Here is a 21,209-nt window from a genome sequence, read left to right on the forward strand (position 1 = left end):
GCCAGATATGAGCGCCATCGGGTATCACATGCCGCAGACGGCGCCGTGACGCCTCGATGACACGCGCTGAGGCTCCGGTATCAGGGTAGCGCTTGACTCGCATTTCATCTAGTCATCTATATGACTATATGAATCCAGCCCTGCGCGACGACCGCCTGCCACGTTACCAGCGCCTGCGCGACGACCTCGCCGCGCGGATCAACCGCAATGAATGGCGGCCGGGCGAGCCGATCCCGTCGGAAGCCGAGCTCGGTGCGCATTACGGCGTCGCGATCGGCACCGTGCGCAAGGCGATCGACCAGCTCGTCAGCGACAATGTTCTGGAGCGGCAGCAGGGCCGTGGCACGTTCGTGCGGCGCGCGCGCTTCAACTCCTCGCTGTTTCGTTTCTTCCGCTTCCAGTCCGAGAGCGGCGAGCGGCGCGTGCCGAAGAGCCGCATCATCCGGCGCAGAAGCGTGGCCGCGAATTCGGCCGTCGCATCCGCACTGCGCATTCCCGCGGGCGAGCCCGTGATTAGCCTGTCGCGCCTGCGCCTGATCGATGACGTGCCGCTGCTGGCCGAAGAGATCTGGCTCCAGCAGTCGCGCTTCGCGGAGATACTCGAGATCGACACCGCTGAATTCGGCGACTTGCTGTATCCGCTCTACGAGGAGCGCTGCGGCGAGGTCGTGGTCTCGGCCGAGGAAATTTTGACGGTCGAGGCCGCCAACGAAATGCAGGCGCGGCTGTTGCGGCTCGAAGCTCACGCACCGCTGATCGTGATCGAGCGGCTTGCGCTCGATCTGGAGCGGCGACCGATCGAATGGCGACGGTCGCGCGGGCCGGCGGACCGCTTCCGGTACCACGCCGAGATCCGGTGACGGCGGACTTCAACAACTTCAATCAATAACGAATTCAGGGGGAACAATGTCGAACTGGTACAGTGAAAGCTCGCCGCTGGAGCGGCGCACGTTCTGGGCAAGCTTTGGCGGCTGGGCGCTGGATGCGCTCGACGTCCAGATGTTCGGCCTCGCTATCCCCGCGCTGATCGCGGCGTTCCACATCAGCAAGGCCGATGCCGGCCTGCTCGGATCGGTCACGCTGTTCTTCGGCGCGTTCGGCGGCTGGCTCGGCGGCGCGCTCGGCGATCGTTACGGCCGCGTCAAGGCGCTCCAGATCACGGTGGCAACCTTCGCGCTCGCGACCTTCGCCAGTGCGTTTGCGATGAGCTACACCCAGCTTCTGGTGCTCAAGGCGATCCAGGGCCTCGGCTTCGGTGCGGAATGGGCCTGCGGCGCGGTGCTGATGGCCGAGATCATCCGTCCCGAGCATCGCGGCAAGGCGCTCGGCTCGGTGCAGAGCGCCTGGGCCGTCGGCTGGGGCGCGGCCGTGCTGCTGTCAGCGCTGATCTTCACCTATGCGCCGGCCGATATCGCCTGGCGTCTTTTGTTTGCGATTGGATTGTTGCCCGCGCTTCTCATCATCTTCATCCGCCGCGGCCTGAAAGAGCCGCCGCGCGCCGTTGCCAAGGACGCAGAGCCGCCGCTTTTTGCCACGCTCGCAGGCATTTTCCACCCCGACGTGCTGCGCTCGACCCTGGTTGGTGGCCTCTTTGGCATCGGCGCCCACGGCGGCTACGCCGCGCTGACGACGTTCCTGCCGACTTACCTGCGCGAGGTGCGGCATCTCTCCGTGCTCGGCTCCAGTGGCTATCTCGCCGTCATCATCGTCGCCTTCTTCTGCGGCTGTGTCGCGAGCGGCATCATCAGCGACCGCATCGGTCGCCGCGCCAATGTCGCGTTGTTTGCCAGTGCCTGCATCGTCACCGTGCTGGTCTATATCTTCGCGCCGCTGACCGATGGCCAGATGCTGGTGCTCGGTTTTCCGCTTGGCTTCTTCTCCGCCGGAATCCCTGCGAGCATGGCGGCGCTGTTCAGCGAGCTCTATCCGGCTGGCGTGCGCGGCACCGGCGTCGGCTTCTGCTACAATTTCGGCCGCATCGTCTCCGCGGCGTTTCCCTTCCTGGTCGGCTTCCTCGGGGATCACATCGGGCTTGGACCTGCGATCGGCATCGACGCGGCCTTCGCCTATTCGCTGGTGCTGATCGCGGTGGTGCTGCTGCCCGAAACCCGCGGCAAGGTCTTTGAACAGACCGTCGCGTCGCGCGCCTGACGCAGGATGGGGAGCATACATCATGACGTACCGCCAGCGCGGCCTGACGCGCCGCCAGTTCGGCGCAGCCCTTGTGTCCCTCGTGCCGGCCGCGGCCGTTGCGGGGCAGGCCATGAATGAGACGAGCTTGCCGACGATCGATACCCACGCGCATGTCTTTCATCGCGGGCTCAAGCTCGCGCCGGGCCGGCGCTATGCGCCCGACTACGACGCGCCGCTCTCGCTCTATCTCGAGCAGCTCGACCACAACGGCATGACCAATGGCGTGCTGGTGCAGCCGAGCTTTCTCGGCACCGACAATTCTTATCTGGTCGAGTGCCTGAAGCAGACCAACGGCCGCCTGCGCGGCATCGCCGTCGTCGATCCCGCGATCCCCGTGGACGAGCTGCGTGCGCTCGAGCGTGCCGGCGTTGTCGGCATTCGCCTCAATCTCGTGGGTCAACCCTTGCCCGATCTCGTAGCGGCCGAATGGAAGATGCTGTTGGCGGAAGTGAAAGCGATGGGCTGGCAGATCGAGATCCAGCGCAACGCGTCCGATCTCGCGGCGATCGCGCCGCAACTGCTCGACCGTGGCGTGACGATCGTGCTCGATCACTACGCGCTGCCCGATCCAAAACTCGGCGTGGCCGATCCCGGCTTTCAATCGGTGCTCAAGCTCGGCGCCACGAAGAAAGTCTGGGTGAAAATTTCCGCGCCGTATCGCAACGGCGCTGCCGGCGAGAGTTTTGCGAAAGAGGCCTATCCGCCGCTGCGCGATGCTTACGGCCTCGATCGCCTGCTGTGGGGCAGCGACTGGCCGCACACGCAGTTCGAGGCAACGCAGACCTATGCGAAAAACCGGCAATTCCTCGACACGCTGATCGTCGACGAGAGCGAGCGCGCGCAAGTCCTGGCATCGCCGCGACCGCTGTTTCGCTTCTGACACCTCATCCGTGATTGCTCCGATTGCTCCGAATTTTGGGGCATGACGAGCGATGTTGCCGGCTTGTAGAGTGCTGCGCGACGCGGCCGGTTGCGGCCGCCATTTGCGTGAGGACTTCACATGCAGCGCCGCTACATCACCGTCGACGTGTTCACCGACCGCGCCTTCGGCGGCAACCAGCTCGCCGTGGTGCTGGATGCCGGCGGGCTGTCGACCGCGCAGATGCAGGCGATCGCGACCGAGTTCAACTATTCCGAGACGACCTTCGTGCTGCCGCCGCGCGACAGGGCCAACGATGCCGAGGTGCGCATCTTCACGCCAGTGCGGGAGCTGCCCTTCGCCGGCCATCCCAACGTCGGCACCGCCTTCGTGCTTGCAACGATCGCGAAGGAGCCGAAGCCGCGCCTGCTGTTCGAGGAGAAGGCGGGGCTCGTGCCGGTCGATATTTTCCGAGAGCAGGGAAAAGTGATCAGCACCGAGCTCACCGCGCCGCAGCCGCTGTCGAAGCTTGCGCAGGTTTCTGCCGCTGACGTCGCGTCCTGCATCTCATTGACGGCGGATGACATCAAGACCGACCGCCATGCACCGCAGGTCGTCGGCGTCGGAACGCCGTTTCTGGTGGCGGAGCTGAAGTCGCGCGATGCGCTGAAGCGCGCCAGGCCTGATGCCGAGGCCTTCGGCAGGGTGCTTCCCCGCGACGGTGCCTTCTCGGTGTGGTTCTATACGCGCGATGTGTCCGCATCTGAGGCGCCTTGCGAGCGGCAGGCGCGGATGTTCATGCGGGGTGCCAGCGGTTTCGCCGAGGATCCCGCAACCGGCAGCGCGACGGTCGCGGCCGTGTCCCTGTTCGCCGATCTCGATCCCACGCGCGACGGCGAACTGAAGCTCACGGTCGGCCAGGGCTTTGACATGGGCCGGCCGAGCCTGCTCCTGACGCGCGTGCGCAAGCAGGATGGCAAGATCGTCTCCGCCCATGTCGGCGGCAGCTGCGTGCAGATGATGGAAGGGACGTTCAGGCTGGCGGGGGAGGGGTGAGTTGTCATTCCGGGCGCGCGTAGCGCGAACCCGGAATCCATTCATCCACCAACTCTGTGGCCCGATGGATTCCGGGCTCGCGACTTCGTCGTGCCCCGGAATGACGGGAGGGGCTACACCTGCCGTCCCGCCAAGTTCTTCACTGCCACCCCATCGCGCTCCTCGATAATCTCCGCGATCATCTGGCGGTGGCAATGCGTATGGTCGCGCTCGTAGCAGAGCAGGCACACGGGGCCCGCCTTCTTCACCAGTGCCGAGAGCGCGTCGATCGCTTCCTTGGCCTCGGGCGCCTTCAGGTGCTTTGAGAAAATCTTTTCGAGCACGTCGTACTGGCCGCTGCGCGCGGCGAGGCGGCCGTCCTTCGGCGTACCGAGTGCGGCGAGGTGGACATAAGCGATGCCGCGCTCATCGAGGCCTGCGGCGAGCTGCTTCTTGGAAAAGCCCGGCCGCCGCGACGACGTCACCGCGCGCACGTCGACCACGAGCTTGACGCCGTGCTGTTCCAGTTCGTCCAGCACAGCCTTGGGCGGCGTCTGCTCATAACCGATCGTGAACAGTTTTTTCGTCTTCGCCATTGACCACCTCTCACGTCACCCGCGCGATCAGCTCCATGGCGCCGTGCGGTGCGCGCACCTTGCCCTCGTGAATGACGTAGGCGAACACGTCGCGCGGCTCCTTCTTCGGCTTGGCCTTGTCGACCTTCGGCAGGTCGTCGGGCTCACTGCCCTCGGCCCAGGCCTGGAACCGCTTGCTCCAGGCATCGAGCTCCTTCGGCGGATAGCAGGTCTTGATCTCGTCATTGCCCTTCTGGAGCCGGGCATAGACGAAATCGCCGGCAACGTCGGCGATCGCCGGATATTTGCCGTGCTCGGCGAACACGACAGGCGTCTCGAAGTCGCGGATCAGCGTGACGAAGTCCGGCGTGCAGAAGCTGTCGTGGCGCACTTCCACCACATGCCGCAGCGCGCGGCCGTCGACCTTGCGCGGCAGAAGCTCCAAAAACTTGCCGAAATCGGCGCCGTCGAATTTCTTGGTCGGCGCGAACTGCCACAGCACCGGGCCAAGGTGATCACCGAGTTCCAGCACGCCGGAATCATAGAACCGCTTGATGGAATCGCCGGCCTCCGCCAGCACGCGGCGGTTTGTGGCGAAACGCGGCCCCTTGACCGAGAACACAAAGCTCTCCGGCACTTCGGCTGCCCATTTGCGAAAGCTCTCGGGCTTCTGCGAACCGTAATAGGTGCCGTTGATCTCGATCGAGGTCAGCTTCGAGGCCGCGTAGGACAGCTCCTTGGCCTGCGTCAGCTTCTCCGGATAGAACACGCCGCGCCAGGGCTCGAACGTCCAGCCGCCGATGCCGATGAAGATGTTGCCGGATTTTTTTGACGCGGTTTTTGCTTTGGCCACGGAGGATCTCGTATCGACGGGGAGGGGAGGCCTGCATCCTAGAGCATGATCCGGAAAAGTGTGAAGCGGTTTTCCGAGAGGAATCATGCTCAATCGATAACCCAAAGCGCGATCACATCGCGCTTTGGTCAAAGCAGATGTGATTGGCCAGTTGCCGTCTCCCGTCTAAGCTCACGATGAATCTGCGCAAAAGGAGAACAAGATGCGGATGCTGATGGTGGGAGCGGCGCTCGTGGTGATGACATCTGCTGCCATGACTTCTGCGGCTTTGGCTGACGATGACGATGCGAAGGGCGCACAGAAGCTCGCCATGCAGGGCCGCGACGACTATTGGCATTGCCTGGCGCGGGAATACTCGCGCGACTCTAATCAGGGCCTGTCGGAACAGGATTTTGGCCGCTCGGTTGCGGGTGCCTGTCCGTCGGAGCGCCAATATTATCGGGTGGCGCTGCTCGACTATCTCACCGCGCAATATCCGAACATCGATGCCGGCGCCCATCTCGCGACCGCGAACAGGGCGGTGGAGTCTGCGCAGAAGGACATCGTGATCGCCTTCGTCAAGCACCGGCCACCGCAGAAATAGGGCATTCGCTACTCGCCATTCGCTATTCGCCCCTCCGGAGCCCTTCCGGCCGCGCGTTCATCCATGGTAATATCGGGGACTTCTGGAATAGGGCGGGTTCGCATGTCGTCTGAGTCGGTGGGTGGCATTTTTGGCGCGATCGTTGCGGCGGTCGTGCTTGCGGTCGCCGTCGTCTTCGGGCCGATCGGCCAATACGGAAAGCCCGCCAAGCCGGCCAAGGCCGAGCCGGCCGCCATGGCGCCTGTGGCCCCGGCTGCGCCCGCGCCGCGGGGCCCGGTGATCCGGGAAGTCCCGAACCAGTAGCGGCCTGAAAAAGAGCGCTTTTGCCCCCTTGCGAAGCGGTCCTGTCGTTTCTATCTATCTCCCAACGGCGACGTTGAGCGAAAACTCCGGCGCTGGAACGACCTTGGAATAGCTTGGGCTCGCGCCGGATGTACGCGCGGTCTGCCGTTCCGGGGTCGTTGGCATTTTAGGGCCTCTTCTGGGCCAATCCCCCGAGAAACCCTGGCTTGGCATCGCTGGACGCGGCGGATATACGCTGCCGTCATGAATGAAGCGATCAGACCGGGCCCCGACCAGACGCCCCAGGCCCAGGCGGGCTCGCGCTCGCCAGAACTGTCGGTCATCGTCCCGACCTTCAACGAGCGCGACAATGTCACGGTGCTGTACCGGCGGCTGGAGGCGACGTTGGCCGGCATCGCCTGGGAGGTCGTGTTCGTCGACGACAATTCGCCCGACGGCACTTGGGACGTCGTGCGTGCCCTTGCGCAGAAGGACAGCCGCGTGCGCTGCATCCGCCGCATCGGCCGCCGCGGCCTGTCGGGTGCGTGCATCGAGGGCATCCTGGCCTCCAGCGCATCCTATGCGGCGGTGATCGACGCCGATCTCCAGCATGACGAGACGCAGCTGCCGAAGATGCTGTCGCTGCTGGCGAGCGGGCAGGCCGATCTCGTCGTCGGCAGCCGCTACATCGAGGGCTACAAGAGCGAAGGTTTCAACAAGCAGCGCGCCGGCGCCAGCGCGCTCGCGACCGAGGTCGCAAGGAAGATGCTGCGGGTCGAGATCGCTGATCCCATGAGCGGGTTCTTCATGGTTCGCCGCGACCGCTTCGAGGAACTGGCGCCGAAGCTGTCCGTGCACGGCTTCAAGATCCTGCTCGACCTCGTCGCGACCGCGCATGGCAATCTGCGCGCGGTCGAAATTCCCTACACGTTCGGCGCCCGCCAGCATGGCGAGAGCAAGCTCGATTCCATGGTCGCGCTGGATTTTCTCGGGCTGGTGCTGGCGAAGCTCACCAACGACATTGTCTCGCTGCGCTTCATCCTGTTCGCGATGGTCGGCGGCATCGGTCTTGTGGTGCATCTCACCACGCTGTTCATCGGGCTCGAGCTGTTCAAGGCGCCGTTCGCGGAGGCGCAGGCCGCCGGCGCCATTGTCGCCATGACCAGCAACTTCATCCTCAACAACTTCCTGACCTATCGCGACCAGCGGCTGAAAGGCTTTGCGATCCTGACCGGCCTGATCATGTTCTACATCGTCTGCAGCGTCGGCCTGCTCGCCAATGTCGGTGTCGCCTTCTCGGTCTATGACCAGGAGCCGATCTGGTGGCTGGCGGGCGCCGCCGGTGCGCTGATGGGCGTGGTGTGGAACTACGCGATGTCCGGACTGTTCGTCTGGCGCAAGAAATAGCGCAATATGGGCGGGGCTGACGCGCGGATCATCCGCAACACCGCGCTGGTGATCCTGGCGCTGGTGACGCTGCGGCTGGTCGCGGCCGCCTTCACGCCGATCACCTTCGACGAAGCCTATTACTGGATGTGGTCGAAGGGCCTCGCGGGCGGCTATTACGACCACCCGCCGATGGTCGCCTACGTCATCCGCGCCGGCACCATGATCGCCGGCGACACCGAGCTCGGCGTGCGCCTGGTCTCGATCCTGCTCGCATTGCCGATGAGCTACGCGATCTATCGTTCCGCCGCGATCCTGTTCGGCGGCGCGCGGGTGGCCGCAAGCAGCGCCATCCTGCTCAACGTCACGCTGATGGCCGCGGTCGGCACGCTGATCGTCACGCCGGATGCGCCGCTGCTGGTCGCCTCCAGCTTCGTGCTGTTCTTTCTTGCAAAGGTGCTCGAGACCGGCCGCGGCGCCTGGTGGCTCGCGGTCGGTGCCGCTGTCGGCGCGGCACTGCTGTCGAAATACACCGCGATGTTCTTTGGCCCTGCGATCCTGATCTGGCTCGCGGCGGTGCCGAAGCTCAGGCGCTGGTTCCTTTCGCCGTGGCCCTATCTCGGCGGCCTCGTTGCGCTCGCGCTGTTCTCGCCTGTCATCCTGTGGAATTGGGATCATCAATGGGTCTCGTTCGTCAAACAGCTTGGCCGCGCGAAGATCGAGGACTTCCGTCCCGTCTTCATTGCCGAGCTGATCCCGACCCAGATCGCCTTCGCAACGCCGCTCGTCTTCATCCTCGGTGCGATGGGATTGCACGCGCTGACCTGGCACAGGGCCGGCGCGCTGGCTTCGCGCGTGCTGATCGAGACGATGTTCTGGACCATCGTCGCCTATTTTATCTGGCATTCGCTGCATGCGCGCGTCGAGGCCAACTGGTTTGCGCCGGTCTATCCGCCGTTCGTGGTTGCCGCCGCTGCCGCCGCCAATCTCGTGCAGTGGAAGCCGCGGACGCGCCGCCTGGTCGATTTCTGCCTGCGCTGGGCCGCGCCTGCGGGCATCGTGATGTTTGCAGCCCTCATCGTGCAGGCCAATACCGGCTGGCTGTCGGGCTATCGCCGCGATGCGACCGTGCGCAGCGTCGGCGTCGGCTGGCGCGAGCTTGCCGCTGGTATCGAAGCGGCGCGTGTCCGCACCGGCGCGACCTGCGTGCTGGCGCCGGACTACGGCACCACGGGCTGGCTCACCTTCTATCTGCCGCGCGGCACCTGCGTGGTGCAGCAGAACCAGCGCATCCGCTGGGTCAATATGCCCGAGCCCGATCCAAAGCTGCTTGCCGGCAAGCTGCTCTATGTCGACGAGCTGCGCGGCGACGGCCATCCCTTCCTCAGCGAGCTCTTCACGCAGGTGACACGTGTCGCCGAATTGCAGCGCAGGCGCGGGCCGCTCGTGATCGAGACCTACGGCGTCGATCTGCTGGAAGGCGCCAGGGGCGACGTTCTGGACCGCTCGCCGCCGCCCGAACTCCTGCCTTGAGCGGGGCGGCACCTCACGGCGCGGGGTTCACCAGCGGGGGACTTCGCCGGTCGGAACGGTCGTCGAGTTGGCGTTGTTGTTCTTGGGAATGACAAGCGGACTGAAGCAGGCGAAGGCTTCGATGGAATGATAGATGAAATTCATCATGCCATCGATCCCCATGACGGGGACCGTGCGGTTGAGCATGGGAATCCGAAGAAACCGGTTTTCCATCGGAAAGCAGAGCTCCAGGAGCTTCCTCGCGCCGCGCGGCGAAACCACGTAACCCGCCGTGCCGAAGCAGTTGGTGAGCCGCAACGTGGCGACCTGGGCGGTTGATTTCTGAAAGGCTGCCGCACTTTCGCTGCTTGGCTGCTTGGGCATGAACACCATCGTGGATTTGAAACCGGGCGTCAGCTCGAGCTCAACGATGGAGTCGATATTGTAGCCGAGCGCGACGTAATCCCAGTCCGCAAGACGGTGAAGGACATCCAGGCGCTCGCCGATGTCATTGCGGACAATCGCGTCGTCTTCGAACACCAGCGCCGGCATTTCGGATTGAGCCGTCTGTTGCCAGATCCGGAAGTGTGAAGCCGCACACCCGACGGCGCCCGGAGTGAACTGCGCTCCCGGCACGACCAGATTCATCCCAAGCGCATCCTGCGATGAGAACGATGCGCCATCGGACGCCTCGAATCGTTCGAAGACGATCCTGGTCCCGGCATTCAGTCGCAGGAAGCTTTCGTATTTGTCCGGCTGACGGTTGAGATTGACGACAAAGTTCTTCATGCAAGGCCCCGATGAGCGCGCCGATCGCCGGTTGCACGCATATCAACGGCCCCCTTGATTCGCCACGCGACAGCGCGAAGGACCGAAAGCGGTGTCCAGCTTCGAGCAAGCTCCAAGAGGTAGTTCAAGGGATAGTTGAGAAGTGGCGACCCTCCTGATGTCTTGGGAATCGGGTTGCTGCCTGGTCTCCCATGGTCCGGAAGGTCCCCGATGAATTATCACGAAGGCGCTCTCGCAAGAGCAAACGAGATCTCGACCGAGCCGTCTTCGCCCACACGGGATGAATATTACAGGATCTGCCTCCAGCATCTGCAAACGGGCGAGCTTGAACTGGCTGAGGCCCGTTGTCGCGAAGGCCTCGCCTCGAACGCGGATCACGCCGGTCTGCTTCATCTGATGGCGGGCGTGTCTTTGCTCCGCGGAAATTACAACGCCGCCGTCGACTGGGCCTGCCGTGCCCTCACGCATGAGATGAAGGCGACTTATCTCGCGACGCTCGGGACCGCCCTGCAAGGGGGAGGGCTCCAGGAGCAGGCGCTCGAGGCGTTTCAGCGAGCGGTGGCGCTCGATCCGGTTGATCCAACCATTTGGGAGAATTACGGCAACGCCTTGAACAGGGCGCAGCAGTCGAACGCGGCGAACCTTTGCTTTCTGATCGCGCGGGCGTATCAGAAATTGCCGTTCCTGGCGGCTTGCCGTTCTGTTCCTCGAGACGGTTGGAATGCTCTGACGGAGCAGTTCAATCCTCAACTTCAGAGCCGCTCGCGGTCGAAAGAGGCGCGTGATCCGATCCATTGCTTCTGGTCGAATGCTCCGCTGAGCGAGATGTCGCGTCTCTCGCTTCAGTCGATGATCCGCCAGGGCCATCCGGTCAAGCTGTACACTTACGACAACGTCGGCGCCATGCAGGCGCGCGTCCCGCCCGGGGTCATGGTGGTCGATGCCGGAAACATCGTGCCGGGCGCGATCTACCAGCATGCTGTCCTGAACAGCGAGATCCGCTACTTCAGCGACATCTTCCGCTATGCCGTTCTGCATGAACACGGAGGATGGTGGCTCGACACGGACATCGTTCTCGTGAAGCCGTTGGATTTTCCGTCGGAACACGTTTTCTCCGCGCAATGGTCGGGAGTCGAGAACGGGCATGTCTGCGTCGGCGACGTGATGCGCGCGCCCAAGGGCTCGCTGCACATGGCCAATCTGTATGCCCTGTCTCTCCAGCGGCTTTTCAGCGAAAGGCGCGTCGAATACGGCGCGGTGGGACCGCTGCTGTTGAGTGAATATCTGCTCGTGGCAGGCGATGAAGAGCTGCGGTCATCAATTCTGCCGCCGACCACCTTCAATGCGATCGACTGGCGCGAAGTGGAATTGTTCGCTTCCGAAGGCCGGGCCGGCTTCGCGCTGTTGAGCGACCCGCGCGTGACGGGTGTCCATCTCTGGGGAAAAATGTGGGCCGAGCGGGGGCTGCGCTTCGATGCTGTCCCCGAGCAGAGCGTGGCGGGTTATCTCAAGAAGCTGGTTCTGGAGCCGAACTGGCTGACGCAGCTTGCGGCGAAATTCGACTCGGACAAGGGCGCAATCTACAAGGGCCAGATTGCCCATCACTATACGCGCGTCTATCACGAACTGTTTCGATCGAAGGCTCTCGAGTCCATTCGCATCCTGGAAATCGGTCTGTGCCGGGGGCGGGTCGAAGGGTGGGCTCAGGATCAAGTGCCGTCACTGCAAATGTGGCTCGATTACTTTCCGAATGCCGAGGTCATCGGGGCCGACATCGAGGATTTCAGCTGGTTCTCGCATCCGCGGGTCAGGATCCATCGCGTCGATCAAGGCGACCGCGGGCTGCTGGCGGAGCTCGGAGCCAAGGAGAAGCCGTTGGACATCATCATCGATGACGCGTCTCACGCTTCGGTGCACCAGCATCTCACGCTGGGCGTGCTGTTTCCCTCGCTGAAGCCGGGCGGCCTGTTCGTCGTCGAGGATCTGGACTGGCAGCCGCCGGACATCCCCTCCAACGGGGCGCCATTGGTCAAGGATGTCCTCAACGCCATGAAACAGGGCGGCGCGTTCACGTCCAACGTCATGACCGAGGCCGAAGCGAAATTGATCACGGAAGAGGTCGACGAGATCATTCTCAACGACAGCTTTCGCGAGTTGATGACGCGCGGCAAGCTGGGCGGCCTGGGGGTGCTGATGCGCAAGGCGCATCCGGAAGCGCGGTAGCAGCCTCAGTCGATCATCTCGGCCCTGGTGCTGGCCTGGCTCGGCCTGTCCTGGTCGCGCCAGAACCAGACAGTGACGACGCCGGAGCGGCCGCGAACCTGCGTGAGCAGGGGGCCTGACAGGACGCCGTCGGGAGCGCCGTGGAAGTCGGCCGCGTCCAGCAGCGTGTCGGTCAGCGCGAGCCGGGCGTGGTTCTGGGCCGCGACCTCCATCAACCGGCTTGCGAGATTGACGGTGTCGCCGTTGGCCGAGATGTGCTGGTGGTTCTCGCCGAGACGGGAGGCGACGATCGGGCCGAAATGCGCGCCGATCTTGAAGCCGAGCCGGTCCCCGGTCGCTGATGGCAGTGACGCGATCCAGCGCTCGACGCCGCGATGCAGCTCGATCGAACATTTCAGCGCGCGCGCCGCGTCGTCGGGCATTGCGCGCGGCAGGCCGAACAGGATCATGGCGCCATCGCCGAGAAAGCTGGTGATCATGCCGCCGCAATCGACCGCGGTCTTGTCGATCAGCACGTGGAACGCCTTCAGGATGTCCTGGAGTTCGTCGGGATCGATCCGTTCGCTGAGCGTCGTGAAGCCGGAGAGATCGATGAAGACGATGGCCGCATCCTGCAGGACGGGCTTCGCCAGGAAATTGGGATCGCGTGCCAGCCATTCCTGCACGGCGGGTGCCTGGAATTGCGCTAGCGATCGGCTCTTGGCGGCGAGATATTGCGTGCGGCGTCCGCCGGCCCAGAGCTGCACGCCTGTGAAGATCGCGACCGGCGGGACCGCCGCCGCAAGCGTGGTCGCGGCGTTGAGCCAGATGCCGTGCGTGAAGGCGAACAGATTGAGCCCGGCCCAGCCGATCATCACCACAGCCGCCGCGATGAAGCCGAGTGCGCTGCGCCGCCACGCGAGCAGGCCGACCAGCAGCATCGGCAGCAGGATCGCTGCGAGCGCGTCGGCGACGTGAACCTTGCGGTCGCGGACGATGCCGTCGCCCGACACGAGATGCGTGATCGCGGTCGAGACCACTTCGACACCGGGCAACAGCGAATCGAATGGCGTCGGGAAGAAATCGCCGCCGCCGGCGACGGAAGCGCCGATCACGACGATGCGGTTCTCGATCGCCGCGCGATCGAGCGTGCCGTCAAAGATGCTCTGCGCGCTGACGGTGCGGATGGTACGGCGCGGGCCGTAATAGGTGATCGGCAGCGCAAAATCGGTATCGGTCGGTACCGCGCGATCGCCGAGCATGAGATGGTCCGGCGCGATCGTCAGCGGCTTGTCGAGCGCGCGGCTCGCGACGCGAAGCGGAAACGACAGCTCGACCTTGTCGCTGGTCCGGAACAGCATCGGCACCGACAGCGGCGAGCCCGATTGTCCGGTCGCGACGTTGACGATCCCGACATCGGCATGATCCGCAAACGCCGGCAACGGCAGCAGGAAGCGCTCGGCCTCGGGCAGCACGGCGAGGGGACCTCCGCTGCCAGGTGCCACGGTGTCGCTGGCCGACGGGAAGATCGCGGCGGCGGCGAGCACCATGGGACCGGTCGCGAGCGTATGAGCCAGCGTCGCGTCGCCAATCGCGGCGCTGCGATCGACCAGCAGCAGGTCGATCGCGACGACCTTCGGCTTGAACTGCACGATGGTGTCGACGACGCGGGCGAGGTCGGCGCGCGGCAGCGGGTAGCTGCCGCCGCGCTTCACGACCGTATCGTCGATCGCGACGATGGTGACGAGATCGGGCGGAGCCTGCACACCGCGCGCGAGCGTGCGCAGATCGGTCAGCGTCGCCTCGAGCCGGTCGAGAAAGCGCAGATGGCCGTTGGCGTGCGCGGCATAGATGCCGGCGCCCCACAGCGCGGTGAGGACGAGGGCTACCGGGATCTGAACGCGTCTCGTCATTACGTCGTACTGCAATCTCTTCTGTGTCTATTGTCCGGACCTATTGGCCGAGTCTTATAGGCCAAGTCTTGCCATGAGCGCGTCGATGCGCGGCTGGCCCCACTGCTTGACGGTGAGCGGGCCGGTCGCTTCCACGTCGACACCTTGGCCGACGCCCAGCACCACACCGCGGCCAGGCGTCCGGCGGCTCACGCCGACGCGGCCGTCGGCAACGAAGACCGAGGTCTTGGCCTCGGCGACATCGACCGCCCATTTGGTGCCGCGTACTGCGGCGATCGCCTGTGGCGTCAGCACCTTGAAGGGATTGCCGCCGGGCTTCTTGGGCACCTCGACCAGCAGCGCCTTGCTGCTCAACTCGACCGAGTCGATATGTCCGTCGCGGTTGGCGTCCTTAAGTTCAAATCGGGCGCCATTTTCAGCAACGATGGTGATGCCGTTGTCGCAACGCCACGTTTGCGTGCCGGCCGCCGACGCCGATGACGTACAGCCTGCATTGGTTGCCGGCTGTGCGGTCACGGGTCCGATCAACAGAAACGAGCACGCCAGGACAAAAAATCCGGCGCGCGCAACCTTTGTCATGCCAGCCTCCATTCCAAGCGCTCGGCACATTTCAAGGCAATGTTGATACGGTACCGTATCACAAGCGGAGGCTGCTGAGAAGTGCCGTCCTGGGAGCTATTTTGTCGCGGCGGCCTTTTCCAGACCGGCGCGATCAACTTTCGGTCAGGCGGCGGCAACGAGCTCACGCACATCATGGTGAAGACGCGCTGCACCAGCCTCGCGCAACGCTTCGCCGTTATGGTTGACCCATTGATGATCATGGAAAGGACGCAGTTGGATGCGTCTTGGGAGGCCTGTTTGTCGCGCCAGCAGGGCGAGAAACATGGTTAACAGTCTCGCCTAAGTCCGTAGTTCTGCGGGCATTTTTCTCAAAATGAGACAGCGTTAACGAGTCACCACACAATAGCCCGAACTTAATCCGCATTTAACGAAAAGTCGCCTTAATGACGCTCCGACCCTCTGCGAGATGCTGTTCCCGGTACGTGACCAGCAGCGGCACTTCGAAGGGGGACTAAGTGACACCGTCCTGGACGCAAGGCGAATGAGTACGAGTATCGCTGCGCAGAGTAGCGCCGCACGGAAGTCCGAGAATCCCAAGAATCTTTATCGGAAGCCTTCCCGGAAAATGACCACCCAAAACGTGCTTGGCGCCGCCGTGATCGGCTGCGTCATGCTTGGCGCCGGCTGGACCGTCTACACCAACATCCTCGGCGCCAGCGTCTATCCGACGGTTGGCAGTGCCGGCTACGACGAGCCCGTGATCAAGCGCGCGCCGAAAGTTGCGCTGCGGGAGGCGGGCGAGGCCATCCGGGAGACGTTTGCGCTGCTGCCCGACCGGCTGCAAGTGGCCCCGCCGATCTCACGCGAGATGTTCAACGAGCGCTTTGCCGCGGCTGCGACGCAGGGCGTGGAATCGAATGCGGCGAGTGCTGCGCCGGCGACAAAGGTCGCCGAAGCCCCGAAGCCGACCGTGATCGCGAAGGTCGCGGAAGTGCTGAAGCCGCTGAACCCGGCCAAGGTCGCTGAGCGGGTCGCCGACAAGGTCGCAGATGTCGCGAAGGCCAAGCGCGCGCCGGATGCCTCGGTGCAGCTGGCCTCGGCCGATCCGGCCGAGATCGTGCCGGCGCCCGAGGCAAAACCGAAATCCTTCGCCGACCGCGCCAAGGCGGCGGTGCTGTCGATCACCGGTCCGCGTCCGTCGATGGTGGAAAAGCTCTGGGGCAAGCGCGAGCCGTCCGGCGGGCTGCTCGCCTATGCGTCTGCCGACGCCAGCGTGACCGCGTCCATCGCGCCGAAGGAGCAGAACCCGATGCTCGGCGGCGCGCCGCCCTATGAGCGCGACACTGCGGTCTACGACATCACCGCCAAGACGGTCTATCTGCCGGATGGCACCCGGCTCGAGGCGCATTCCGGCCTCGGCTCCAATCTCGACGATCCGCGCTCCTCGCGCGTGCGCATGCGCGGCGTGACGCCGCCGCACATCTACTTGCTGAAGCCGCGCGAAGCGCTGTTCCACGGCGTGCCCGCGCTGCGCCTGACGCCGATCGGCGGCGAGGACGCGATCTACGGCCGCGACGGCCTGCTCGCCCACACCTTCATGCTCGGGCCGAACGGCGATTCCAACGGCTGCGTCTCGTTCAAGGATTACTACGCGTTCCTCGACGCCTACCGCAACAAGGGCATCCGCAAGCTCGCGGTGCTGCCGCGGGTGGAGTGATCCACGCTTAGGGCGTTACGGTCTTGCGTAGCGCCGCCTCGATTGCGATCGCTTCCTTCACGGCAGGCCGCGCCTGCATGCGTTCGAGATAGGCCGACAGCGACGGCCATTGCGCGACGTCGACGCCCGCGGGACGAAGCAGCAGTAAGGCCCAGGCGAGATGGGCATCCGCAATGGTGAAGCGTTGGCCAACGAGGAATTCGCGATCGGCGAGATGGGCTGACGGCACCGACAATGTCTGCGTGATCCTCGCGCGCGGTTTGGCGAGCGAGGCGTCGTCCTTGTACCAGAAGGTCGGAAACAGAAAGCCCTTGTGGATCTCGGTGCCGGTGAAGCTCAGCCATTCCTGGAGCCGGTAGCGGTCGATATCGCCCGGTGGCGGGGCGAGGCCGCTCTCCGGTTTCAGATCGGCGATATATTGCAGCACGGCGGCGTTCTCCGTCAGCCGCTCGCCATCCTCCATGATCAGCACCGGCACCGCGCCCTTCGGCGAGATGGAACAAAAATCCGCATCGTCCTCGATGCACTTCTTGGTCCAGAGATGGACTTGGCGATAGCGCGCTTCCAGGCCAGCTTCCATCAGCGCGATGCGGCTCGCAAGCGAGCAGGCCATCGGCGAGAAATAGAGTTGCAGCATCGCGTTGCTCCGTTATGTCAGCGCATCGACGCGCGCGTCGATCAGCACCAGCGCGGCATCGCCAAGACGCGGCGGGTTGAGATCGGCACCGGCGAGCTGTAACAGGGTCTTTGCGGTCGTCATGGTCTGGACATTCTCCGGAGCAAAAGGCGCAACGAACATAGCCCCGGGAATGCCTGCCGATATGCAGGGAAATTGCAGCGGGTGGCTGCGATATTGCAGGCCGCTCCCGGCCGGTATAGCCTGACGCCATGAACTGGGACGATCTGCGCATCATCGCAGCCGTCAGGGACGAGGGCACCTATGCCGGCGCCAGCGCGCGGCTGCGCATCGACGAGACCACGGTCGGGCGCAGGCTGTCGCGCATCGAGCGTGCGCTCGGCCTGCGTCTGTTCGAGGCCGCCGACGGCGTCCGCAAGCCGACACGGCAATGTGAGGCGGTGCTGGCGCATGTCGAGGCGATGGCCGCACATGCCGCCGAGATCGGTCGCGTCGGCGAGAGCCTGGCAGGTCCGGTGGGACGCCTGCGCATCGCCTCCACCAACACGGTCGCCGAGGCGGTGCTGTCGCCGCGCGCGAGCGATTTCCTGCGCGCCAATCCCGGCCTGACGCTGCAATTCCTCACCTCGAGCGAGAACGTCAAGTTCTCGCGCTGGGAGGCCGATCTCGCCATCCGCCTGCGCAAGCCCGACAAGGGTGACTTCGCGATCTCCCGGCTCGGTGACGTCAAGCTCTATTATGTCGAGCCTGTCGCGACCGAGGGCGAGCCGATGCTGTGCGCCTATCCCGACGAGCTCGGCGCCATTCCCGAGATGCAATTCCTGCGCACCAAGACAGCCCGCGCGCGCTGCGTCACCGACAATGTCCGCGTCATCCGCAATTTGATCCGCGCGCATCGGGCCGCCGGCGTATTGCCGGAGTATGTTTGCGCGGACCTGCTCGGCGATCGCCGCCTGCGCGCCACATTGCTACAGAGGCGGCGCGATGCCTGGCTGCTCGTGCAAAACCATCTCAAGCGCGACGCCGCGACGCGGCTCACCATCGCATGGATCCGCGACTGCTTCAGGGATATCGCGCAAGGCTGATCGCTTCGCGCCGCGGCGCTGTTGAACGCAGCCCGCGCGCCGCACGACCAAAGCTTGGAAGCAGGGATTGCGCGGGCCCGCAGGTTGCGTAATCTCGCGGCAGTTGCAGGCCGAAACGGATCAAGCGCATGACCATTGTTCAGGACACCATCCGGCCGAAGGCCGCATCCCGGGAATGGAAGGCGATCATCGTCCTGATCCTGCTGATCCCGGTGCTGTGGTCACCGCCCTTCCTGTTTCGCTACTTCCTGTATCAGCCGTTCAACATCCCCTCGGGCTCGATGAACCCAACGCTGGTCGTTGGTGACTACGTCTTCGCCGCAAAGTACGCCTATGGCTACGACCGCTATTCGTTTCCCTTCGCGCCGTCATGGATCTCGGGCCGCGTCTTCGCCGCCGACCCCGAATACGGCGATATCGTCGTATTTCGCAATCCGAAGGACACCTCGGTCGACTACGTCAAGCGCGTGGTGGGTCTGCCCGGCGATCGCATCCAGATGCGCGAGGGGCAGCTCTTCCTCAACGACAAGCCGGTGACGCGCGTTGCGCTTAAGGAGCTGCGCGCCGGCTCCGCCTGCGGCGGCGAGGACGGTGCAAGGGTCAAGCGCTGGCGAGAGACGATGCCGAACGGCGCGAGCTACGTCACCTACGACTGCGTCGACAATGGCTATGTCGACAACACCGAAGTCTACACCGTGCCGTCAGGCCATTTCTTCGCGATGGGCGACAACCGCGACAACTCCACCGACAGCCGCTTCAAGTCGGCGATGGGCTTCGTCCCGCTGGACAATCTCGTCGGCAAGGTGACGCGGATCTTCTGGTCGCTCAACCAGAATGGCGAGCTGCGCCCGGAGCGGATGGGGAAGGTGGGGTAGGAGGCCCCCGTCATTCCGGGGCGCGCCCCTTGGCGCGAGCCCGGAATCCATAACCACAGGCGGACGAAATGGCCTACTACGTCTACATCCTCGCCAGCAGAAAACACGGCATGCTCTGCATTGGCGTGACCAACGATCTTGTGCGTCGCGTGTATCAGCACAGAACTAAAGCCGTTCCTGGCTTCACGACCAAGTATGGCGTCGACAAGCTCGTTCTGTTCGAGGTCTTCGATGATCCTGAGAGCGCCATCGCGCGCGAAAAGGAGCTTAAGAAGTGGCGACGCGATTGGAAAACGCGGCTGATCGAGGAGCAGAACCCGAACTGGGATGATCTCTATAGCGGGATAGCCAGCTGAGGTTCGTGGTTATGGATTCCGGGCTCGCGCCCCAAGAAGGCGCGCCCCGGAATGACGAGGCCCCAAACAAAAACCCCGGCATCGCTGCCGGGGTTTCGCATTCGGTGTTGTGCCTGAACGGCTGGATCAGAAGTCCATGCCGCCCATGCCGCCGCCCGGGGGCATCGCCGGACCGGCGCCGCCCTTCTTGGGCAGCTCGGCGACCATGGCTTCCGTGGTGATCAGGAGCGCGGCAACCGAAGCTGCGTTCTGGATCGCGGTACGGACCACCTTGGTCGGGTCGATGATGCCCTTGGTGACGAGATTGACGTATTCGCCGGTCTGGGAGTCGAAGCCGTAAGCGTAGGTCTTGTTCTCCAGGATCTTGCCGACGATCACCGAGCCGTCTTCGCCGGCGTTGATCGCGATCTGGCGAGCGGGCGCGGAGAGCGCCTTGCGCACGATCTCGACGCCGGTCTTCTGGTCGTCGTTCTTGGTGCGCAGGCCCTTGAGCTGCTCGGAGGCACGGAGCAGGGCGACGCCGCCGCCCGGGACGATGCCTTCCTCGACCGCCGCGCGGGTCGCATGCATCGCGTCATCAACGCGATCCTTGCGCTCCTTCACCTCGACCTCGGTCGCGCCGCCGACGCGGATCACCGCGACGCCGCCAGCGAGCTTGGCCAGACGCTCCTGGAGCTTCTCACGGTCGTAGTCCGAGGTGGTCTCCTCGATCTGCGCCTTGATCTGGGCCACGCGCGCCTCGATGTCGGCCTTCTTGCCGGCGCCGTTGACGATCGTGGTGTTCTCCTTGTCGATCATCACCTTCTTGGCGCGACCGAGCATGTTGAGCGTGACGTTCTCGAGCTTGATGCCGAGATCTTCCGAGATCGCCTGGCCGCCGGTCAGGATCGCGATGTCCTGGAGCATGGCCTTGCGGCGATCGCCGAAGCCCGGAGCCTTGACGGCCGCGACCTTCAGGCCGCCACGGAGGCGGTTCACGACCAGGGTCGCGAGAGCTTCACCCTCGACGTCTTCCGCGACGATGACCAGCGGCTTGCCGGTCTGCACCACGGCCTCGAGCAGCGGCAGCAGCTCGTTCAGCGAGGAGAGCTTCTTCTCGTTGATGAGGATGTAGGCGTCGTCCATCTCAACGCGCATCTTGTCGGCGTTGGTGACGAAGTAGGGCGAGATGTAGCCGCGATCGAACTGCATGCCCTCGACGACGTCGAGCTCGGTCTCGAGCGACTTGGCTTCCTCGACGGTGATGACACCCTCGTTGCCGACCTTCTTCATGGCATCCGAGAGGAACTTGCCGATCTCGGCGTCGCCATTGGCGGAAATGGTGCCGACCTGGGCGATCTCGTCGTTGGAGGTGACCTTCTTCGAGTTCTTCTGGAGGTCCGCAACCACAGCCTCGACCGCGAGGTCGATGCCGCGCTTGAGGTCCATCGGGTTCATGCCGGCGGCGACCGACTTGGCGCCTTCCTTCACGATCGCGGCGGCGAGCACGGTCGCCGTGGTGGTGCCGTCGCCGGCCGCGTCAGCGGACTTGGAGGCGACTTCGCGCACCATCTGCGCGCCCATGTTCTCGAACTTGTCCTCGAGCTCGATCTCCTTGGCGACGGTGACGCCGTCCTTGGTGATGCGGGGAGCGCCGAACGACTTGTCGAGCACGACGTTGCGGCCCTTCGGACCGAGCGTGACCTTCACCGCGTTGGCGAGAATGTCGACGCCGCGGAGCATCTTGTCGCGCGCTTCGACAGAGAATTTGACTTCTTTAGCTGCCATCTGGATTTTTCCTTGAGGATTTGAATGGA

The 21,209-nt window shown here is 64.3% G+C and carries 21 protein-coding genes; 14 read left to right on the forward strand and 7 right to left on the reverse strand.

Annotated elements, in window-relative coordinates; genetic code table 11:
• The first annotated feature begins 128 nt into the window (after nt 1–128).
• The 4 genes from IC761_RS13390 to IC761_RS13405 all read left to right on the forward strand — a co-directional run bounded on the left by IC761_RS13390 (nt 129) and on the right by IC761_RS13405 (nt 4,108).
• Nucleotides 129–860 (forward strand): GntR family transcriptional regulator, encoded by a 732-nt coding sequence (locus IC761_RS13390; RefSeq protein WP_195803702.1) that lies wholly within the window; start codon nt 129–131, stop codon nt 858–860.
• A gap of 46 nt (nt 861–906) precedes the next feature.
• Nucleotides 907–2,151, forward strand: coding sequence for an MFS transporter (locus IC761_RS13395; protein ID WP_195803703.1), 1,245 nt, complete (start codon nt 907–909; stop codon nt 2,149–2,151).
• Nucleotides 2,152–2,173: 22 nt separating this feature from the next.
• Nucleotides 2,174–3,073, forward strand: coding sequence for an amidohydrolase family protein (locus tag IC761_RS13400; protein ID WP_195803704.1), 900 nt, complete (start codon nt 2,174–2,176; stop codon nt 3,071–3,073).
• 120 nt (nt 3,074–3,193) lie between these two features.
• Nucleotides 3,194–4,108, forward strand: coding sequence for a PhzF family phenazine biosynthesis protein (locus IC761_RS13405; RefSeq protein WP_195803705.1), 915 nt, complete (start codon nt 3,194–3,196; stop codon nt 4,106–4,108).
• A 113-nt stretch (nt 4,109–4,221) separates the two neighbouring features.
• Here IC761_RS13405 and IC761_RS13410 read toward each other — a convergent pair whose 3' ends face one another.
• Both IC761_RS13410 and IC761_RS13415 read right to left on the reverse strand, forming a co-directional pair.
• Entirely contained in the window at nt 4,222–4,683 is a 462-nt protein-coding gene (locus IC761_RS13410) for a DUF488 domain-containing protein (protein ID WP_195803706.1), read from the reverse strand.
• A gap of 10 nt (nt 4,684–4,693) precedes the next feature.
• Nucleotides 4,694–5,515, reverse strand: a complete 822-nt coding sequence (locus tag IC761_RS13415) for a DUF72 domain-containing protein (RefSeq protein ID WP_195803707.1) — start codon at nt 5,513–5,515, stop codon at nt 4,694–4,696.
• A 202-nt stretch (nt 5,516–5,717) separates the two neighbouring features.
• Between IC761_RS13415 and IC761_RS13420 the strand changes: the two genes are divergently transcribed.
• From IC761_RS13420 to IC761_RS13435, 4 genes are all read left to right on the forward strand, one after another.
• The gene (locus IC761_RS13420) at nt 5,718–6,098 is read left to right on the forward strand and encodes a hypothetical protein (RefSeq protein ID WP_195803708.1); all 381 of its coding nucleotides are present in this window, start codon (nt 5,718–5,720) and stop codon (nt 6,096–6,098) included.
• A 102-nt stretch (nt 6,099–6,200) separates the two neighbouring features.
• Nucleotides 6,201–6,401 carry a hypothetical protein gene (locus IC761_RS13425; RefSeq protein WP_195803709.1) on the forward strand — a complete coding sequence of 67 codons (201 nt, stop codon included), beginning with the start codon at nt 6,201–6,203 and terminating at the stop codon, nt 6,399–6,401.
• 243 nt (nt 6,402–6,644) lie between these two features.
• A complete protein-coding gene (locus IC761_RS13430) occupies nt 6,645–7,787 on the forward strand; it encodes a glycosyltransferase family 2 protein (RefSeq protein ID WP_195803710.1) in 1,143 nt (380 codons plus the stop codon).
• A gap of 6 nt (nt 7,788–7,793) precedes the next feature.
• Nucleotides 7,794–9,299, forward strand: coding sequence for a glycosyltransferase family 39 protein (locus IC761_RS13435; RefSeq protein WP_195803711.1), 1,506 nt, complete (start codon nt 7,794–7,796; stop codon nt 9,297–9,299).
• Nucleotides 9,300–9,326: 27 nt separating this feature from the next.
• On the opposite strand, the gene IC761_RS13440 is transcribed toward IC761_RS13435, so the two are convergent.
• Nucleotides 9,327–10,067, reverse strand: coding sequence for a glycosyltransferase family 25 protein (locus IC761_RS13440; RefSeq protein WP_195803712.1), 741 nt, complete (start codon nt 10,065–10,067; stop codon nt 9,327–9,329).
• A 210-nt stretch (nt 10,068–10,277) separates the two neighbouring features.
• On the opposite strand from IC761_RS13440, the gene IC761_RS13445 reads away from it, so the two are divergent.
• Complete coding sequence (locus IC761_RS13445; protein WP_195803713.1) at nt 10,278–12,290, forward strand: glycosyltransferase; 2,013 nt, start codon at nt 10,278–10,280, stop codon at nt 12,288–12,290.
• Between the two features lie 5 nt (nt 12,291–12,295).
• On the opposite strand, the gene IC761_RS13450 is transcribed toward IC761_RS13445, so the two are convergent.
• A complete protein-coding gene (locus tag IC761_RS13450; protein ID WP_195803714.1) occupies nt 12,296–14,182 on the reverse strand; it encodes a CHASE2 domain-containing protein in 1,887 nt (628 codons plus the stop codon).
• A 54-nt stretch (nt 14,183–14,236) separates the two neighbouring features.
• Nucleotides 14,237–14,761: a FecR domain-containing protein gene (locus tag IC761_RS13455; protein ID WP_195803715.1), complete on the reverse strand. Its 525-nt coding sequence runs from the start codon at nt 14,759–14,761 to the stop codon at nt 14,237–14,239.
• 81 nt (nt 14,762–14,842) lie between these two features.
• Here IC761_RS13455 and IC761_RS13460 point away from each other — a divergent pair, with 81 nt between their 5' ends.
• Nucleotides 14,843–15,073 (forward strand): hypothetical protein, encoded by a 231-nt coding sequence (locus IC761_RS13460; RefSeq protein WP_195803716.1) that lies wholly within the window; start codon nt 14,843–14,845, stop codon nt 15,071–15,073.
• Between the two features lie 295 nt (nt 15,074–15,368).
• Complete coding sequence (locus IC761_RS13465) at nt 15,369–16,460, forward strand: DUF2778 domain-containing protein (RefSeq protein WP_195803717.1); 1,092 nt, start codon at nt 15,369–15,371, stop codon at nt 16,458–16,460.
• A 7-nt stretch (nt 16,461–16,467) separates the two neighbouring features.
• On the opposite strand, the gene IC761_RS13470 is transcribed toward IC761_RS13465, so the two are convergent.
• Nucleotides 16,468–17,097, reverse strand: a complete 630-nt coding sequence (locus tag IC761_RS13470) for a glutathione binding-like protein (protein WP_195803718.1) — start codon at nt 17,095–17,097, stop codon at nt 16,468–16,470.
• A gap of 251 nt (nt 17,098–17,348) precedes the next feature.
• Here IC761_RS13470 and IC761_RS13480 point away from each other — a divergent pair, with 251 nt between their 5' ends.
• The 3 genes from IC761_RS13480 (at nt 17,349) to IC761_RS13490 (ending at nt 19,413) form a co-directional block, all read left to right on the forward strand.
• Nucleotides 17,349–18,182, forward strand: a complete 834-nt coding sequence (locus IC761_RS13480) for a LysR family transcriptional regulator (protein WP_195803719.1) — start codon at nt 17,349–17,351, stop codon at nt 18,180–18,182.
• Nucleotides 18,183–18,310: 128 nt separating this feature from the next.
• On the forward strand, nt 18,311–19,057 hold the full coding sequence (gene lepB / locus IC761_RS13485; RefSeq protein WP_195803720.1) for a signal peptidase I: 747 nt from the start codon (nt 18,311–18,313) through the stop codon (nt 19,055–19,057).
• 68 nt (nt 19,058–19,125) lie between these two features.
• On the forward strand, nt 19,126–19,413 hold the full coding sequence (locus IC761_RS13490; protein WP_195803721.1) for a GIY-YIG nuclease family protein: 288 nt from the start codon (nt 19,126–19,128) through the stop codon (nt 19,411–19,413).
• 126 nt (nt 19,414–19,539) lie between these two features.
• Here the strand turns inward: IC761_RS13490 and groL are convergent, their stop codons facing one another.
• Entirely contained in the window at nt 19,540–21,180 is a 1,641-nt protein-coding gene (gene groL / locus IC761_RS13495; RefSeq protein WP_195803722.1) for a chaperonin GroEL, read from the reverse strand.
• Nucleotides 21,181–21,209: the final 29 nt, after the last annotated feature.

The sequence above is a fragment of the Bradyrhizobium commune genome (genome assembly GCF_015624505.1).
Lineage (GTDB): Bacteria > Pseudomonadota > Alphaproteobacteria > Rhizobiales > Xanthobacteraceae > Bradyrhizobium > Bradyrhizobium commune.

Excerpts from the sequence above, each read along its gene's own strand:
- IC761_RS13450 (WP_195803714.1), bottom strand. The coding sequence starts at position 14,182 with ATGACGAGACGCGTTCAGATCCCGGTAGCCCTCGTCCTCACCGCGCTG.
- groL (WP_195803722.1), bottom strand. The coding sequence starts at position 21,180 with ATGGCAGCTAAAGAAGTCAAATTCTCTGTCGAAGCGCGCGACAAGATG.
- IC761_RS13455 (WP_195803715.1), bottom strand. The coding sequence starts at position 14,761 with ATGACAAAGGTTGCGCGCGCCGGATTTTTTGTCCTGGCGTGCTCGTTT.
- IC761_RS13395 (WP_195803703.1), top strand. The coding sequence starts at position 907 with ATGTCGAACTGGTACAGTGAAAGCTCGCCGCTGGAGCGGCGCACGTTC.
- IC761_RS13420 (WP_195803708.1), top strand. The coding sequence starts at position 5,718 with ATGCGGATGCTGATGGTGGGAGCGGCGCTCGTGGTGATGACATCTGCT.
- IC761_RS13405 (WP_195803705.1), top strand. The coding sequence starts at position 3,194 with ATGCAGCGCCGCTACATCACCGTCGACGTGTTCACCGACCGCGCCTTC.
- IC761_RS13410 (WP_195803706.1), bottom strand. The coding sequence starts at position 4,683 with ATGGCGAAGACGAAAAAACTGTTCACGATCGGTTATGAGCAGACGCCG.
- lepB (WP_195803720.1), top strand. The coding sequence starts at position 18,311 with ATGACCATTGTTCAGGACACCATCCGGCCGAAGGCCGCATCCCGGGAA.
- IC761_RS13480 (WP_195803719.1), top strand. The coding sequence starts at position 17,349 with ATGAACTGGGACGATCTGCGCATCATCGCAGCCGTCAGGGACGAGGGC.
- IC761_RS13440 (WP_195803712.1), bottom strand. The coding sequence starts at position 10,067 with ATGAAGAACTTTGTCGTCAATCTCAACCGTCAGCCGGACAAATACGAA.
- IC761_RS13490 (WP_195803721.1), top strand. The coding sequence starts at position 19,126 with ATGGCCTACTACGTCTACATCCTCGCCAGCAGAAAACACGGCATGCTC.
- IC761_RS13430 (WP_195803710.1), top strand. The coding sequence starts at position 6,645 with ATGAATGAAGCGATCAGACCGGGCCCCGACCAGACGCCCCAGGCCCAG.
- IC761_RS13465 (WP_195803717.1), top strand. The coding sequence starts at position 15,369 with ATGACCACCCAAAACGTGCTTGGCGCCGCCGTGATCGGCTGCGTCATG.
- IC761_RS13470 (WP_195803718.1), bottom strand. The coding sequence starts at position 17,097 with ATGCTGCAACTCTATTTCTCGCCGATGGCCTGCTCGCTTGCGAGCCGC.
- IC761_RS13390 (WP_195803702.1), top strand. The coding sequence starts at position 129 with ATGAATCCAGCCCTGCGCGACGACCGCCTGCCACGTTACCAGCGCCTG.
- IC761_RS13400 (WP_195803704.1), top strand. The coding sequence starts at position 2,174 with ATGACGTACCGCCAGCGCGGCCTGACGCGCCGCCAGTTCGGCGCAGCC.
- IC761_RS13425 (WP_195803709.1), top strand. The coding sequence starts at position 6,201 with ATGTCGTCTGAGTCGGTGGGTGGCATTTTTGGCGCGATCGTTGCGGCG.
- IC761_RS13445 (WP_195803713.1), top strand. The coding sequence starts at position 10,278 with ATGAATTATCACGAAGGCGCTCTCGCAAGAGCAAACGAGATCTCGACC.
- IC761_RS13435 (WP_195803711.1), top strand. The coding sequence starts at position 7,794 with ATGGGCGGGGCTGACGCGCGGATCATCCGCAACACCGCGCTGGTGATC.